We start from the raw sequence: 15,071 nt of genomic DNA on the forward strand, positions 1-15,071 counted from the left end.
CGGATCTCAAGCCTGCCAGAGTGGCACGTAGCCAAGCGCATCGGTCACCGGGTTGGATCGATGACAGCAGATCCTTTTCACGAAATCCATCGGTGCCACAAAACACCTCGTAATAGGATCATCGTGACAAGACGCCCGAAGGGGTAGGCAATGGCGCCTATCTCGTTTGCCGGGCGTTCATACCAGGAGGAATTCCTTCCATGACCATCATGGTGCCGTCAAAGACGCCGGCCCTGATCCCCCCGGGCCGCCAGGCCCTCGATTCCGCCCTGCACCAGCTCCACCAGGCCGCCGGGTACCTCGGGCTCGACGACGGGCTGCGCGCGATGCTCGCCACGCCGCGCCGGTCGCTGACCGTGTCCGTGCCCGTCCGCCGTGAGAACGGCCGGCTCGACGTCGTCCAGGGCTTCCGGGTGCAGCACAACATCTCGCGCGGCCCCGCCAAGGGCGGCATCCGCTTCCATCCGAGCACCGACCTGGACGAGGTCACCGCGCTCGCGATGTGGATGACGTGGAAGTGCGCGCTGGTCGGCATCCCGTACGGCGGCGCCAAGGGCGGCGTCGCCGTGGACCCGGCCACGCTGACCACCCGCGAGCTCGAACGGCTGACCCGCCGCTACGTCAACGAGATCCTGCCGCTGATCGGCCCGGAGAAGGACATCCCGGCCCCCGACGTCGGCACCGACGAGCAGACCATGGCCTGGATCATGGACACCTACAGCGTCAACGCCGGCTACTCGGTGCCCGGCGTGGTCACCGGCAAGCCGATGACGCTGGGCGGCTCGCTCGGCCGCGCCGGCGCCACCTCGCGCGGCGTCCAGATCGCCGCCCTGGCCGCGCTCGGCCGCTCGCCCGAGGGCGTGACCGTCGCGGTGCAGGGCTTCGGCAAGGTGGGCGCGCTCGCCGCGCAGTACCTCGCCGACGCGGGCTGCACGGTGGTCGCCGTCTCCGACGCCACCGGCGCGGTGCACGCCTCCAGCGGCCTCGACGTCGCCGCGCTGCGCGCGTGGGTCACCGAGTCGGGCGGCGTGCACGGCTACCGCGACGCCGACGCCATGGAGCGCGACGAGCTGGTCGAGCAGGACGTCGACCTGCTCGTGCCTGCCGCCCTGGAGAACGTGATCACCGAGGCGAACGCGCCCCGGGTGCGCGCCCGGCTGATCGTGGAGGGCGCCAACGGCCCCACCACGCCGGAGGCGGACGAGATCCTGGCCGCGAACGGCGCGACGGTCGTGCCCGACATCCTGGCCAACGCCGGCGGGGTGATCGTGTCCTACCTGGAGTGGGTGCAGAACATGCAGGCCTACTCCTGGAGCGCCCAGGAGGTCGAGCTGAAGCTGCGCGACCTGATGCAGAGCGCCTACGACGAGGTGCGGTCGCTCGCGACGGACCGCGGCCTCACGCTGCGGCAGGCGGCCCACGCCATCGGGGTCGGCCGGGTGGCCGACGCGCACCGCATGCGCGGCCTCTACCCGTGACCGCCCGCCGGGGCGTACTCCGCAGGGGGTACGCCCCGGCGGGCGGAACGGCGAGTCGCGTCGCCGACCGCCGGCGCGAGCGCCGCTGACGTCCGGCGAACCACCCGCGCACAAGTTGGGTAAACGAAGGTGTCGCAGGTCAGGGCGGTGATCTTGGGCATCTAGAGTGGCAGCGTGCTCAGGTTGGTGCTGTCCCTCACCCTGCTCTCCCCGTCCGGCCTCACCGGGCTGGCCGAGCGTTCCGTACCCGAGCACCGGGTGCTGACGCCCGGCGGCGACCGGCTGGGATACGCGCCGGTCCCCCGCCCGCACACCCAGGAGCAGCGGCTGACCGGGGTGCTCATGGCCCACGACCCGGTCAGCGGCGACGTGGTGATGTGCGGCGGCACGGTGATCGGGTCGCGCAGCCGGAGCCTGGTGCTGACGGCGGCCCACTGCCTGCACGACAAGGGCAGATGGCTGCGGCAGGTGGTGTTCCTGCCCGGGTTCGACCGGGGGCGGACGCCGCTCGGTGTCTGGCCGGCCGTGCGGACCTGGGTGCCCCCGCGCTGGCGCGACCGGCCGTACTCCGCCGACCTGCTCCCGTACGACATCGGCCTGGTGGGGGTGGCCCCGCGCGAGGAGCCGCTGGAGGCGGCGACCGGACCGGGGCTGCGGCCGCTGCGCACGGCGCGCGGCACCTCGCTGCGCGGCCTGGAACTGCTGGGATACCCGGCCGGCAAGCGGTATCCGGGGACGCGGCTCTACCGCTGCCTCGGCGACGCGGACGAGGCGGTCGGCCGGGGGCCCGGGCTGCTGGTCACCCGCAACTGCCATGCCCCGGCCGGCGGCAGCGGCGGGCCCGCCCTGCACGAGGGGGCGGTGGCCGGGGTGGTGTCCTCGTCCAGCCCGCTGGGCGACCGGCGGGGGTTCACCGTGCTGACGCGGCTCAGCGGGCGGGTGTTCGGCCGGATGCTGGCCGCCTCGGACCGCTGGATGCGGCTCAGGTCGCCCCTCTGACGGGCCGTCGGCGCCCTGCGCCGGTCAGGACGCCCCGGCGACGATGTCCTCGCAGATCGCGTGGGTGACCAGCGCGTCGTCGGCGCCGAGCAGCCGGTCCTCGCGCACGGCGTCGAGGAACTCCAGGCAGATCTGCTCGATGCCGCGCTGCCGGGCGACCGGCACCCAGTCGGGGCGCCGGGTGAAGGTCTCGCCGCCCGCGTAGTCGACGACGTCGCCGAGGTTGACCACGCGGCGCTTGACGCCGTCGCCCATGGCCTCGCAGCTCTCCTCGCTCGCGCCGCTCATCCGGTTCATCACGCCGATCGCGGTGAAGCCGTCACCCGACAGCTCCAGCACGACGTGCTCCAGCAGGCCGTCGCGGACGCGGGTGCGGAACCGGACGCCGGTGACCTCACCCGGAGCGAGGAAGCGCAACGTGTCGACCACGTGGATGAAGTCGTCGAACACCACCCGGCGGGCCCGCTCGGGGTGGCCGGCGCGGTTCTTCTGCATGAGCAGGAGGTGGCGGGGCAGGGCGGCCAGGCCCACGTAGCCGGGGGCGTAGCGGCGGTTGAAGCCCACCATGAGCGACCTGCGCTCGGCCCGGGCCAGCCGGACGAGGTGCTCGCTGTCGGCCAGGTTGTCGGCGATCGGCTTGTCGATGTAGACGTGCACGCCCGCCCTGAGCAGCGGCTCGACCACCTCGCGGTGGGCGGAGGTGGCGGCGTGCACGAACGCGGCCTCGACCCCGGCCTTGACGACCTCCTCCACCGAGGTGGACCGGCCGGCCACCCGGTAGGCGTCGGCGAGCCGGTCGAGCCTGGCGCGGTCACGGGTGCACAGGTGCAGGTCGAGCCCTGGCTGGGCGGCGAGCACGGGAAGGTATGCCTTCTCCGCGATGTCGCCCAGGCCGATCACGGCGATCCTCATGAGGCGAGCGTAGCCTTCAGCGCCACGTCCAGGGGCGTCGGCCGGACGCCGAACGTCTCCTGGAACTCCGACGAGTCGAGCACGTACGGCGCGACGAACTGGTAGCGGACGTGCCTCAGTTCCCCGAGCATCGGCGAGAACAGTCCGAGCGTGCGCACCAGCGGCCAGGGAAGCTGCACCATCCGGGGCGCCGGCTTGCCGAGGATCGCCGCCATCCGCTCGCCGAGTTGCCGGAAGCTGACCGGGTCGGTGGTGGGCACGTGCCACGGCCGTCCCCAGGCCCGCTCGTCCGCGCCGGCGACGATGAGCGCGTCGGCGACGTCCGGCAGGTACGTCCAGCTGTGCGGCATGTCGGTGGGCCACGGGACCTGGATCGTCTTCCCGGCGCGCAGCGGCGCGAGGAAGCGGTCGCCGAGGTAGGACTGATCGGTGGCGCCGGGGCCGAAGTAGTCGGAGCCGCGCACCTCGGTCACCCTGATCCGCCCGGCCTCGTGCGCGGCCAGCGCGTCGACCCATATCTTCGCCCGGACCTGGGCCTTGGGGCTGGTGGAGGCGAGCGGCAGGTCCTCGGTCATGGGGCCGGTGACCGGGCCGTACGGGTAGAGGTTGCCCAGGATGACCAGCACGGCGCCGGTCGCCTCGGCGGTGGCCAGGAACGACTCGGCCATCGGCGGCCAGTCGGTGAGCCAGCGGTGGTACTGCGGGTTGACGCAGTTGTAGAGGGTGTCGGCGCCCGCGGTGATCTCGGTCAGCCGGCGCCGGTCGGCGACGTCCGCCGCCACCCGGGTGGCCCCGGCGGGGCCGTTGCCGGACCTGGTCACGACGGTGACCTCGTGGCCCTGGGCGAGGAGCTTGGTGGCCAGGTGCGTACCGACCTGGCCGGAACCCACGACGACGTGCTTACCCATGATCAGACCTGCTTCCAGACGATGCGGAGGACCGCGTTGACGACGAAGGCGACGGCGAGTACGGCGGCCGGGAACGCGCTGCCGGCGGCGTAGAGGGCGAGCGCCCCGCCGCCGAACCAGACGATCTCCAGCGCGGCTCGGGCCAGGCCGGTCAGCGGGAAGACGGCGTTCGCGCCGCCGCCGGCGCCGAACAGCGCCCAGGCGGCCACGAACAGCGCCGGCGCGCCCAGCCCGGCCAGCAGCTTGATCGCCCAGTGGGGGCTCACCGTGAATCCCCAGTAGCCCGCTGAGGCCAGCACGCTCAGCTCCAGGACGAACATCAGGGCCATGTTGGCCCCCTTGGCGATGCCGAGCATTACCGACCTCCAGTAGTGACTGCCGTTCGCTTACGAGAGCAATGCTCTCCCAAGAGAGCGGTTCTCGTCAAGAGCGGTGCTCTCGATTCTTTTCACCGCTCTGGTAGCGTGCTGGGCATGACAGCGAGCCGTACCGCGAGAGAACGAGTCAGAGCCGAGCTGACCAGGGAGATCGCCGACATCGCCCGGCGGCAGCTCGCCACGGAGGGCGCGGGCGGCCTGTCGCTGCGGGCCGTGGCCCGCGAGATGGGCATGGTCTCCTCGGCCATCTACCGCTACTTCCCGAGCCGTGACGACCTGCTGACCACACTGATCATCGACGGCTACAACGCGCTCGGCGAGGCCGTCGAGCGGGCCGACGCCGCCGGCGCTTCGGATGACTTCACGCGCAGGTGGTCGGCCGTCTGCCACGCGGTGCGCGACTGGGCGCTGGCGCATCCGCACGAGTACACGCTGCTGTACGGCTCCCCGGTGCCCGGCTACCAGGCGCCGCAGGACACGGTGGCGGCCCGGCTGCGCGACGTCGCGGTGTTCGGCCGCCTGGTGACTGATGCCTTCCACGCCGGCGCGCTGGCCCCGCCGGATGTGGCCCCGCCGCCCTCACCGGCCGCAGCCGCCGAGGCGGCGCGGCTGTCCAAGCTCATGCCGGGCGTGCCCGAGGACCTGGTGCTGCGCGGGCTCACCGCGTGGACCTGGCTCTACGGGTGGGTCAACTTCGAGGTGTTCGGCCAGTTCGAGAACACGATCGAGGACAGGAAGGCCGCCTTCGACCACTCCGTGCGCATGCTGGCGGGCCTGCTCGGCCTCGCTCAGTGAGCCGCGGACTTCAGCAGCGGGACGACGACCTCATCGACGATCTCGACCAGCAGGTCGTCCGGGATGGGCGGGCCCGAGAACAGGAAATGCTGCCTGAGCAGCGCCTGCCCGGCGTCGAGGCGGCGCGGCGTCACCGCGCCCGCCTCGATCTCGCCGCGCTCGACCGCGCGGCGGGCGATCTCCTCCATCATCTTGCGGCCCAGCCCGTGTGAACGCTGCCGGAACGTGGCCGCCCGCGCCTCGTCGGCCAGCGCCTCGCTGAGCAGCCCGCGCAGCGCCTCGCCCGCCGGCCCCGCGAGCGCCCGGGCCGTCCCGCGCAGCGTCGCCAGGACGTCACCGCGCAGCGTTCCCGTGTCGGGCACCGAGGACAGGGCCGGGAGCACGTGGTAGACGGCGTCCATGACCAGCTCGGCGCGGGTGGGCCAGCGCCGGTAGAGGGACGCCTTGCCGGCCCGGGCCCGCTCGGCCACCCCCTCCATGGTGAGCCGGGCGTAGCCGGTCTCGGCCAGCTCGTCGAGCGTCGCCTGGAAGATCGCGGCGTTGAGCGCGTCGCCCCGGCGGCGGGGCAGCTTGCGGTGGTCGGTGACCATGCCAGGAATCCTACGGAGCCTTCGGCCCGGCCTGCCCCGCGGCCGCGGCGCGGGTCCGGTGGTCGTCCCCCGATGCGGCGAACACGTGGCCCGTGTCGCCGTCCACGGCCACCAGCAGGCCGTCCGCCAGGACCGAGGTGCCGCCGCCGGTGCCCATGACGGCGGGGATGCCGTACTCCCTGGCCACGATCGCGGCGTGCGAGGCGCTGCCGCCCGTGTCCACCACCACGGCGGCGGCCCGCTGGAACAGCGGCGTCCACGACGGGTTGGTGTAGGGGCAGACGAGCACGTCGCCGGGGGCGAGGTCGCCGAACCGGGCAGGGTCGCGGATGACCTTCACCGGCCCGGTGGCCCGCCCGCCGCTCGCGGGCGTCCCGGACACCAGCGCCCCCTCAGCCGGGCGCGGCGGGAACACGGCCGCCGGGTCGATCAGCCGCACGCCCGCCAGTTCCTCCCGCTTGGCCGCCCTGGCCAGCGCCGTCGCCCGCAACCGGTCGAGGTGCTCCCGGCCGGCCGTGGCCAGGTCGCCGACCGCTTCGAGCTCCTCCAGCCGCAGGTGGAAGACGTCCTCGGGCTCGTCGAGCACGCCCGCGTCCCGCAGCCTGCGGCCTAGTTCGAGCAGCGACCGGCGCAGGACGGGCAGCGGCATGGTGAAGAAGAAGTGGCTGTCCTCCCGGAAGGCGACCCCCGCGCGGGCCGCCTCGACCCGGCGCAACATCCTGGCCCGCCTGGCGGGCGAGCGGCGCAACCGGGGACGCGCCAGCAACCGGTCGAGCGCGCCGGCGGTCCCGGTCTGCGCACCGGCGGGGGGCCCGGCCGCCAGCATCCTGATCATGCCGAGCACCGTCTCCGGGGCGTCGGCCCAGGTCGGCGGGGTGACGAGGAGCGGGCTCGCGGTCTCGCGGTGGCCGTACTCGGCGAGGAACGCCTCCAGCCGGGCGGCGAAGGAGGCGGGCAGCGGGTCGGCGTCGAGTGCGCCGGTCCGCCTCGCCTCCTCCGCCAGCTCCTCCAGCGCCCTGTTGGCGTCGCCGGTGCGGGTGCGGGCGCCGGAGATCAGCTCACCGAACAGCGGCACGGCGCCGAGCAGGGCGAGCGACACCCGCAGCCGCAGCAGCGCGACTCCGGCGCCCGGCAGATAGTCGGAGCGCAACCCGGCCACCGGCCGCACCACGTCGAGCACCCGCCTCGGCATGCGGACCAGCTCGGGCCACGGCATGGCGGCCAGGTCGCGCCCGGCCAGCTCCCGGGTGCCGGCCATGACGCGTCGAAAGCGGGCGTCGCCGGTCCAGCGAGCCGGGTCGTACCTCCGGGCCCTGGCGGCGATCCGGAACGGCGCGGCGAGCAGGCCGGCCGAGGGCCGCGGACGCGGCGGCACCAGCCCGTAGACGACGCCGTCCTCCTCCCGCAGGAAGCCCTCGAAGGCGCCGTGGATGCCGAACGTCGCCACCACCTGGGCCATCAGCCCCGCCGGGCCGTACGGGAGCCAGGTGCTGGCGTCGATCGGGTAGGGCCGGACGGGCACGTACTCGGTGAGCACCGAGCCGAGGCGGCGCCGCACCGGGCCGAGCCGCCCGACCGGGGGCGGCGGCAGGGCGGTCATGGGGCGGGCCTGCAGCAGCCACACCCGGCCGCCCGCGCACGCCCACTCGATGTCCTGGGGCCGGCCGAAGTGGGCCGCGACCTCGGCGCCCAGCCGGGCCAGCTCACGCAGCACCGCGCCCGGCAGGGCTCCCCCGTCCGCCGGCGCCCTCCCGTCCGCCGAAGCTCCCCCGTCCGGCAGGGCGGAGTCCGCGGCCGGCGGGGTGGCGCCCGTGGCGACCCGGCCGCTCTCGCGGATGACGCCGCCACCGGGAGCGGAGCGGATGACCACCTCACGGCGGCCCGGCGTGTGGGAGACGGTGTCGCCCCCGGTGTCCAGGACGTAGTGGTCGGGGGTGACGAGACCCGAGACGACCGCCTCCCCGAGGCCGGTGCTCGCGTCGACCACGATCCGCGAGCGGTCACCGCTGACCGGGTCGGCGGTGAACATCACCCCTGCCGTCTCCGCCTCCACCATGCGCTGCACGACCACCGCGATGCGGACGTCCGCGTCGGCGATTCCGAGCCTGCGCCGGTAGGCGACGGCGCGCTCGTTCCCCAGCGACGCCCAGCACCGGCGCACGGCGTCGGCCAGTGCCTCCTCCCCCACGACGTTGAGATAGGTGTCCTGCTGCCCGGCGAACGCGGCGCCCGGCAGGTCCTCGGCGGTGGCGCTGGACCGCACGGCGACCGGCCCGCCGCCGAGCGCGGCGTAGGCGGCGGCGACGGCCGCGCGCAGCTCGTCACGGAGCGGCGCCCGCGCCAGGTGGCCGGGGTCGCCGTGCTCGGCGACGGCCCGCTCGTAGGCGGCGGTGGTGACGACGAAGCCGTCCGGGACGGGGAAGCCGTTGCGCGCGAGCTCGCCCAGATTGGCGGCCTTGCCGCCGGCCTCGGCGAGGTCGGCCCGGCCGAAGGCGGGCAGGGGGGCGACGAGTGTCATGCGTGCTCCTCGACGTACGCGGTGGTGCGGAGTGGACGCGCCGGCAGGGCCAGCGCGAGGACGAAGGCGACGGCCATCAGCGGCGCCATGGCCCCGAGGACGGGCGGGACGGCCTCGGCGAAGGCGGCCCGCACCCCGTCCGGCAGCCCGGCGGCAGGGTCCGCCGCGGAGACGTCGCCGGCCGTCCTCCAGGTGATCAGCGCGCCGGTGAGCGCCACCCCGGCGGAGGCGCCCACCTGCCGCAGGAACGTCACCGTCGACGTCGCGGTGCCCAGGTCGGCGTGGCCGACGGCGTTCTGCGCGGCCGTGACCACGACCTGCATGACGAGCCCCACACCGAGGCCGATCAGCAGCATCACGCCCGCGATGGCCGCCGCCCCGGCGCCGTCGGCGAAGGCCAGCAGCCCGAGGCCCGCCGTGGCGAGCGCGGTGCCGGCGACCGGGTAGGGCTTGTAGCGGCCGGTGCGGGTGATGAGCCGGCCGGAGACGACCGTGGTGACCAGCACGCCCGCCATCAGCGCGGTCACCAGCAGCCCCGCCTGCGTGGCGGACGAGCCCAGCGCGATCTGCAGGTAAGCGGGCAGGTACGTGATGGTGCCGAACAGCGCGAACCCGATGAGCAGGCTGATCGCCACCGGCACGGCGAAGGCCCGGTCGCGGAAGAGGCGCAGCGGCAGGATCGGGTCGGCCGCGCGGCGCGCGCTCACCAGCCAGGCGAGCGCGCCGGCGGCGGCCACGGCGAGGAAGGCCGGCTCCCGCGTCTGCCCCAGCAGCACGATCCCCACCACGGCGACGGCCAGGGTGAGCGCCCCCAGGTAGTCGACCGGCGCGCGGCCCCGCTCGGCGGATGGCGCGGGCAACCGCAGGGTGACCGTGAGCAGGACCAGCGCCACCAGGCCGAGCGGCGGGTACACGGCGAAGATCCACCGCCAGTCGAGCCGGTCGACGGCGAGCCCGCCCCACAGCGGCCCGCCGACCGCGGCGACGACGTAGGCGGCGCCTATGAGGCCCAGGTAGCGGCCCCGCTCGCGGGGGCTCACCAGCTCCCCGATGATCGCCTGTGCCCCGATCATCAGCCCGCCGCCGCCGACGCCCTGCACCGCACGGAACGCCACGAACTGCCCCATGTCGCCCGCCAGTCCGCACAGCACGGCACCGGCCACGAAGATCACGATCGCCGCCTGCATCACCGGTTTGCGGCCGAACCGGTCGCCGAGCTTGCCGTACACCGGCATCACGACGGTGGCGGCCACCAGATAGGCGGTGACCACGGCGGACATCTGGTCGAGCCCGCCCAGATCGCCGGCCGCCGCGGGCAGCGCCGGCGCCATGACCGTCTGGTCGAGCGCGCCCAGCAGCATCGCCAGCAGCAGCCCCGGCAGGACCGCCCGCATCGCCCACCTCCCTTAGAGAACGATTCGTTCTCTAAGCAGAGTACGCTTCACCTCTTAGAAACGCAACGTTCACTATCGTGGAGGAAACTCATGCCGTCACCGGCATCAAGCTTGTTCTGTCACCGTGATCGTGATTACCGTGGGGACGCCGCCATCTGATCTACGAGGGGATCGTTGTGGCTGACCTCGATCGCGAAGCGATGCGGGCCGTGGCGGAGCGTATCCGGCGGCTGTCGGACGAGCACCGGTGGGCGCTCGACACGTCCTGCCGCCTGATGGACGACGACGTGTGGGTGGGACCGGCGGGCGCCCGATTCGGCGCCCGGCTCCGTGCCGACCAGCGCGAGCTGCGCGACCTGCTCACGCAGGCCGTCCACAGCGCCGACCGGAGGCTGGCGTCGCTCCCGGAGCGGCCATGACCGAGTTCACCGGGGTGAGGCAGCCCGCCTTCGACGCGATGGCCGGCAAACACGCCGAGGCGGCCAGGCGGCTGGAGGAGCTGGCGCGGGCCCTGCACGGCGAGCTGCGCAGCGCCGGGCTCGACACCTCCCCGGCGGTACGGCTGCGCGAACTGGCCGGACGGGTCACCACCCAGGCCGAGGACCTGCGGCGGCGGCAGAAGCTCGTCCACGAGCTCCAGCGGCAGCAGGTCACCTTCGGCCGGAGCACGCCCGCCGGCAGCTTCCTGGAGGCGCCCGACGGCCTGGACGCCGCCCAGGGCCTGCTGGACGGCACCCTGGCGGGCCGCGCCGCCGGCAAGGCCGCGGACGGGGACGCGAAGGCGCTGGCCGAGCTGGAGAAGTACACCTCGCGGACCGGCGACGCCGAGTTCGTCAAGGCGTTCCTGGGCACGCTGGGCGCGCAGGGTGTGACGCGCCTGCCCGGCTCACTGGCGGCACACCTGCGCGAGGCCAGATCTCATGGCGACTCCGACCGCGTGGCCCTGCTCTCGGCCGCGGGCGGGCGGGCCCTGCGCCTGCTGAGCACGGCCCTGGCGAACGGGACCGACCCCAGGAGCCCCGCCTACAGGGGCGACGCCTTCCTCAAGGACCTGGCACACCAGGGCCGGGCCCAGCACCGGGCCGGCGACACGACGTACTCCGGCTACCAGGCCCAGGCTCTCATCTGGCGCGCCCACGACGGGAAGACGCCGTACTCCGAGGAGTTCATGGAAGTCGTCGGGCGCGACGTGATCGCCTACGAGCACGAGCAGCGCAAGGACGCATGGGCGGCGACCAAGGACCCGCTGGGCCGGGTCTTCAAGGCGGATCAGATCCCGATCATGGACCTGGCCGGCTCCCTCGGCCTCGGCACCCTCCTGAGACCGGGAACCCACGCGGGCGCTCCCGGCACCCAGGGCAGGTCATCCCTGGTGGACGACCTCTTCCACGCGGCCAGGTCCAGCCGGGAGGCCTCCCACGCCCTGCTGGCCCACACCCCGGCCGGGTGGAAGGAGTCCGTGCTCGACTACCTGCTGACGACCCGCTGGGGCGCCTCCCGCTACCTGGACGACTACGCACCTTTCAACGACCTGCTGGTCACCGCGACGGCCGGCCAGGACGCGACCTCCAAGCGACTCGCCGCCGAGCTGACGAAGATCCTCGCCGACGAGGTCCGCGGCGCCTTCGGCAGATCCGCAGACGGCAACCTGGAGATCAAGAACAGAGACCGGTTCGACCGGTACACCCCCCTCAGCTACCCCCTGGCCCGCGCCATCTCCGCCAACATCGACGAGCTCTCCCGGCTCCTCCTGAACCACGCCACCTTCGGCAAGGCCGCAGCCGAGGACATGTCCTACGCCCTGGCACTGGCCACCTCCCACGACGCCGGCTTCGAGTCGCTGATGAGGGCGCAGACCGAACACATGCGAGCGGCGCTCGACACCGTCCCTCCAGTGGGCCTCGACGCCTCCAACGCAGCGCGGCTCGGCTTCACCAAGGCCGACGTCAAAAGGTTCGACATGGATGGCGATGGGCGGGTCAGCAAGGATGACGTCATGACGTTCCTCGAGGACCGCACCTCGGTGGAAGCCCGCCCCTTCAGTCACATCGTGGAGATCCGTCGCCAGGTGCTCATCGCTCAAGGACTGGACGACAAGAAGGCGGACGAGTCGTTGAAGAACATGGTGGGCAACGCGCTGGGCCTCCTCCCCATGCCGGGAGCCAGGCAGGTGGGCGAACTGGCCACCGGAGCCTTCGGTGAGTTGATCAGCACCGGGTACGACAAGCTCGCCGGGGCCGCGTACGACGAGATCGCCAGGCAGACCGCGCAGCGGATATCACACGGGCGGTACTTGGACACGAGCTCCCGAATGCTGGCGGACAATCGGCTGGCCGTGGACCGGCTGGCAGAGCAGATGCTCGCCACTGCCATGCTGAACAAGGGCATGCTCGACGACCTGAGTCTGGACCAGCAGCCATTCGCACAAGGGACCCCGCCGACCCTGAAGCCCTTCGTCGAGATGACTCCGCAGGAATACAGCAAGTTCCTCGAATGGACCCGTAGAGCAGGTGGAAGCAACGCACTGTTCAACGAATTCAGAAAGACCTTCCGCACAACCAGTGACGTGAACGACTATCTCGGCCTCGAAGTCCCCTCCTCTTCTGAAGGTGGCAGATGAGACGAGCCCGTCTCCCCAAAGCTCTGGCCGCCGTCGGCTTGCTGACCGTGGCCTGCACAGTGGAGCCTGGCATCATCTCCACACCGAGCCCCGTTCTCCAGCCCGTCGTGGATTCCGCACCATACGTTTGCTCGCTCATCCCGGAGCAGGCGTTCCGCCTCGTCAGTGGCGTGACCGGACCACTCGCCGGGGAGACCGACGGCGATGAAAGGAACGGTGACTGCCGAACTTCTGACACGACTTCGCTGTCCTTGGAGGTGTGGTGGATGCAGGAGGGCTCTGGGATGACTCGCGAGCACCTGAGTTTCCTTCTGAACGACAGGCGCGAGGTCTACAGCCGTCACGATGGCGTCGTGCTTCCCACCGAGCTCGGTGAGGGCATGGCCGCCCACCTATCGGACCCACCATCCGGCGACCAGCCCTACCAAGTGAGTGCCAAGTTCCAGTGCGGAGGCAAAGAACGACTGATCGACATTTTCCTGCCCCAGGTGGCCATGGGTCGAGACGCCATCAAGGATCTGATCGCGCTCATGCGTATCGCCCAGAAACGCTACGGCGAGCTGTACGACTGCACGCCCGGCCCGTAGAAACCGCACGACCGCGCCTCCGCCGGGTCGCGGAGCGCGGTCGAGTGGGTGGCGGGCGGCCTTGTGGGCGAGCGCCGGGTGGCCGGAGTCCGGCAGGTCGTGCCGGGCCGGCCGGAGGGGCTGGCTGTGCGGGTCAGCGGGAGGCGCGGTTGACCGCCGAGATGACGGCCTTGAGTGAGGCCGTGGTGGTGTTGGCGTCGACGCCCACGCCCCACAGCACCTGCCCGTCGATCTCGCACTCCAGGTAGGAGGCGGCCCGGGCGTCGGCGCCCGTGCTCATCGCGTGCTCCACGTAGTCGAGCACGCGGACCGGGAAGCCGAGCCGGGAGATCGCGTCGACGAACGCGGAGATCGGGCCGTTGCCGGTGCCGGTGATCTCGCGGATCTCGCCGTCGACGCGGACGTCGGCGCTGATGCGGTCCTGGTCGTCGGCCACGGACTCGTGGCGGTGGGCCATGAGGCTGAGGCGGCCCCAGCGGTTGGCCGGGTTGGGGAGGTACTCGTCGCGGAAGATCTCGTACATCCGCGCCGGGCTGATCTCGCCGCCCTCGGCGTCGGTGTGGGCCTGGACGGCCTTGGAGAACTCGATCTGCAGCCGGCGCGGCAGGTCGAGCTGGTGGTCGGCCTTCATGATGTAGGCGACGCCACCCTTGCCCGACTGGCTGTTGACCCGGATGACGGCCTCGTAGCTGCGGCCGATGTCCTTGGGGTCGATCGGCAGGTAGGGCACCGCCCAGCGGAAGTCGTCCACCGGAACACCGGCCTCGGCGGCGTCGCGCTCCAGGTGCTCGAAGCCCTTCTTGATGGCGTCCTGGTGGGAACCGGAGAAGGCGGTGTAGACCAGCTCGCCGCCCCACGGGTGGCGCGGGTGCACGGGCAGTTGGTTGCAGTATTCGGTGACGCGGCGGATCTCGTCGATGTCACTGAGGTCGAGCTCGGGGTCGATGCCCTGGGAGAACAGGTTCATGCCCAGGGTGACCAGGCAGACGTTGCCGGTGCGCTCGCCGTTGCCGAACAGGCAGCCCTCGATGCGGTCGGCCCCGGCCATGTAGCCCAGCTCGGCGGCGGCCACGGCGCTGCCCCGGTCGTTGTGCGGGTGCAGCGACAGGATGATCGAGTCGCGGTGGCGCAGGTTGCGGTGCATCCACTCGATCTGGTCGGCGTAGATGTTGGGCGTGGCCATCTCGACCGTGGCCGGCAGGTTGACGATGACCTTGCGGTCGGGGGTGGGCTGCCACACCTCGTTGACGGCGTCGCACACCTCGACGGCGTACTCCAGCTCGGTGCCGGTGAAGGACTCCGGGGAGTACTGGAAGCGGATGTCCACGTCGCTGGCGTCGGCGAGCTTCTTGACCAGCTTGGCGCCCTCGACGGCGATCGCCGTGATGCCCTCCTTGTCCTGGCCGAACACGACGCGCCGCTGCAGGGTGGAGGTGGAGTTGTAGAGATGGACGATGGCCTGCTTGGCGCCGTCCAGCGACTCGAAGGTGCGCTCGATCAGCTCGGGCCGGGCCTGGGTCAGCACCTGGATGACCACGTCGTCGGGGATGCGGTTCTCTTCGATGATCTGGCGGACGAAGTCGTAGTCGGTCTGGCTGGCCGCCGGGAAGCCGACCTCGATCTCCTTGAAGCCCATCCGTACCAGCAGGTCGAACATCTGGAGCTTGCGGTGGGAGTCCATCGGGTCGATCAGCGCCTGGTTGCCGTCGCGCAGGTCCACGGCGCACCAGCGCGGCGCCCTGGTGATGACCTGGTCGGGCCAGGTGCGGTCGGTCAACCGGATGGGCTCGAACGGCTGGTAGCGATGAAAGGGCATCGAACTGGGCTGCTGAGCGGTCATGGTCTGTGACTCCTCGTCGGTCTCAGGAAAAGCGGCCGACGCGCATGACTTCG

13 protein-coding genes are annotated in these 15,071 nt (G+C 72.3%); 6 read left to right on the top strand and 7 right to left on the bottom strand.

Features of this window, described 5'->3' with window-relative positions:
- Window positions 1–200 precede the first annotated feature (200 nt).
- The gene (locus FHU36_RS04945; protein WP_185082598.1) at window positions 201–1,478 is read left to right on the top strand and encodes a Glu/Leu/Phe/Val family dehydrogenase; all 1,278 of its coding nucleotides are present in this window, start codon (window positions 201–203) and stop codon (window positions 1,476–1,478) included.
- A gap of 174 nt (window positions 1,479–1,652) precedes the next feature.
- On the top strand, window positions 1,653–2,477 hold the full coding sequence (locus tag FHU36_RS04950) for a trypsin-like serine peptidase (RefSeq protein ID WP_185082599.1): 825 nt from the start codon (window positions 1,653–1,655) through the stop codon (window positions 2,475–2,477).
- A 24-nt stretch (window positions 2,478–2,501) separates the two neighbouring features.
- Here the strand turns inward: FHU36_RS04950 and FHU36_RS04955 are convergent, their stop codons facing one another.
- Genes FHU36_RS04955 through FHU36_RS04965 form a run of 3 tightly spaced genes read right to left on the bottom strand, consistent with a single transcriptional unit; the run spans window position 2,502 to window position 4,653 of the window.
- Window positions 2,502–3,389, bottom strand: coding sequence for a Gfo/Idh/MocA family protein (locus FHU36_RS04955; protein ID WP_185082600.1), 888 nt, complete (start codon window positions 3,387–3,389; stop codon window positions 2,502–2,504).
- The gene (locus FHU36_RS04960) at window positions 3,386–4,297 is read right to left on the bottom strand and encodes an NAD-dependent epimerase/dehydratase family protein (protein WP_185082601.1); all 912 of its coding nucleotides are present in this window, start codon (window positions 4,295–4,297) and stop codon (window positions 3,386–3,388) included. Before FHU36_RS04960 ends, FHU36_RS04955 begins: the two co-directional genes overlap by 4 nt.
- A 2-nt stretch (window positions 4,298–4,299) precedes the next feature.
- Complete coding sequence (locus FHU36_RS04965; RefSeq protein ID WP_185082602.1) at window positions 4,300–4,653, bottom strand: YrdB family protein; 354 nt, start codon at window positions 4,651–4,653, stop codon at window positions 4,300–4,302.
- A 117-nt stretch (window positions 4,654–4,770) separates the two neighbouring features.
- On the opposite strand from FHU36_RS04965, the gene FHU36_RS04970 reads away from it, so the two are divergent.
- A complete protein-coding gene (locus FHU36_RS04970; RefSeq protein ID WP_185082603.1) occupies window positions 4,771–5,469 on the top strand; it encodes a TetR/AcrR family transcriptional regulator in 699 nt (232 codons plus the stop codon).
- Here FHU36_RS04970 and FHU36_RS04975 read toward each other — a convergent pair.
- The 3 genes from FHU36_RS04975 to FHU36_RS04985 are packed head-to-tail and all read right to left on the bottom strand — an operon-like array spanning window position 5,463 to window position 9,971.
- Window positions 5,463–6,059 carry a TetR/AcrR family transcriptional regulator gene (locus tag FHU36_RS04975; RefSeq protein WP_185082604.1) on the bottom strand — a complete coding sequence of 199 codons (597 nt, stop codon included), beginning with the start codon at window positions 6,057–6,059 and terminating at the stop codon, window positions 5,463–5,465. The two genes, FHU36_RS04970 and FHU36_RS04975, sit on opposite strands and share 7 nt — an antisense overlap.
- A 10-nt stretch (window positions 6,060–6,069) precedes the next feature.
- Window positions 6,070–8,577 (bottom strand): PEP/pyruvate-binding domain-containing protein, encoded by a 2,508-nt coding sequence (locus FHU36_RS04980; RefSeq protein ID WP_185082605.1) that lies wholly within the window; start codon window positions 8,575–8,577, stop codon window positions 6,070–6,072.
- Entirely contained in the window at window positions 8,574–9,971 is a 1,398-nt protein-coding gene (locus FHU36_RS04985; protein ID WP_185082606.1) for an MFS transporter, read from the bottom strand. The genes FHU36_RS04980 and FHU36_RS04985 overlap by 4 nt, the downstream gene beginning before the upstream one ends.
- 176 nt (window positions 9,972–10,147) lie before the next feature.
- On the opposite strand from FHU36_RS04985, the gene FHU36_RS04990 reads away from it, so the two are divergent.
- Genes FHU36_RS04990 through FHU36_RS05000 form a run of 3 tightly spaced genes read left to right on the top strand, consistent with a single transcriptional unit; the run spans window position 10,148 to window position 13,178 of the window.
- Window positions 10,148–10,390, top strand: coding sequence for a hypothetical protein (locus FHU36_RS04990; RefSeq protein ID WP_185082607.1), 243 nt, complete (start codon window positions 10,148–10,150; stop codon window positions 10,388–10,390).
- A complete protein-coding gene (locus tag FHU36_RS04995) occupies window positions 10,387–12,591 on the top strand; it encodes a hypothetical protein (RefSeq protein WP_185082608.1) in 2,205 nt (734 codons plus the stop codon). The genes FHU36_RS04990 and FHU36_RS04995 overlap by 4 nt, the downstream gene beginning before the upstream one ends.
- A complete protein-coding gene (locus tag FHU36_RS05000; RefSeq protein WP_185082609.1) occupies window positions 12,588–13,178 on the top strand; it encodes a hypothetical protein in 591 nt (196 codons plus the stop codon). Before FHU36_RS04995 ends, FHU36_RS05000 begins: the two co-directional genes overlap by 4 nt.
- 133 nt (window positions 13,179–13,311) lie before the next feature.
- On the opposite strand, the gene leuA is transcribed toward FHU36_RS05000, so the two are convergent.
- Entirely contained in the window at window positions 13,312–15,018 is a 1,707-nt protein-coding gene (gene leuA / locus FHU36_RS05005; protein ID WP_185082610.1) for a 2-isopropylmalate synthase, read from the bottom strand.
- Between the last annotated feature and the right edge of the window lie 53 nt (window positions 15,019–15,071).

This window comes from Nonomuraea muscovyensis (assembly GCF_014207745.1).
Lineage (GTDB): Bacteria > Actinomycetota > Actinomycetes > Streptosporangiales > Streptosporangiaceae > Nonomuraea > Nonomuraea muscovyensis.

Bases quoted from the DNA above. Each gene is read 5' to 3' on its own strand.
- FHU36_RS04945 (WP_185082598.1), top strand. From the start codon at position 201: ATGACCATCATGGTGCCGTCAAAGACGCCGGCCCTGATCCCCCCGGGC.
- FHU36_RS04955 (WP_185082600.1), bottom strand. From the start codon at position 3,389: ATGAGGATCGCCGTGATCGGCCTGGGCGACATCGCGGAGAAGGCATAC.
- FHU36_RS04960 (WP_185082601.1), bottom strand. From the start codon at position 4,297: ATGGGTAAGCACGTCGTCGTGGGTTCCGGCCAGGTCGGTACGCACCTG.
- FHU36_RS04965 (WP_185082602.1), bottom strand. From the start codon at position 4,653: ATGCTCGGCATCGCCAAGGGGGCCAACATGGCCCTGATGTTCGTCCTG.
- FHU36_RS04970 (WP_185082603.1), top strand. From the start codon at position 4,771: ATGACAGCGAGCCGTACCGCGAGAGAACGAGTCAGAGCCGAGCTGACC.
- FHU36_RS04975 (WP_185082604.1), bottom strand. From the start codon at position 6,059: ATGGTCACCGACCACCGCAAGCTGCCCCGCCGCCGGGGCGACGCGCTC.
- FHU36_RS04980 (WP_185082605.1), bottom strand. From the start codon at position 8,577: ATGACACTCGTCGCCCCCCTGCCCGCCTTCGGCCGGGCCGACCTCGCC.
- FHU36_RS04985 (WP_185082606.1), bottom strand. From the start codon at position 9,971: ATGCGGGCGGTCCTGCCGGGGCTGCTGCTGGCGATGCTGCTGGGCGCG.
- FHU36_RS04995 (WP_185082608.1), top strand. From the start codon at position 10,387: ATGACCGAGTTCACCGGGGTGAGGCAGCCCGCCTTCGACGCGATGGCC.
- FHU36_RS05000 (WP_185082609.1), top strand. From the start codon at position 12,588: ATGAGACGAGCCCGTCTCCCCAAAGCTCTGGCCGCCGTCGGCTTGCTG.
- leuA (WP_185082610.1), bottom strand. From the start codon at position 15,018: ATGACCGCTCAGCAGCCCAGTTCGATGCCCTTTCATCGCTACCAGCCG.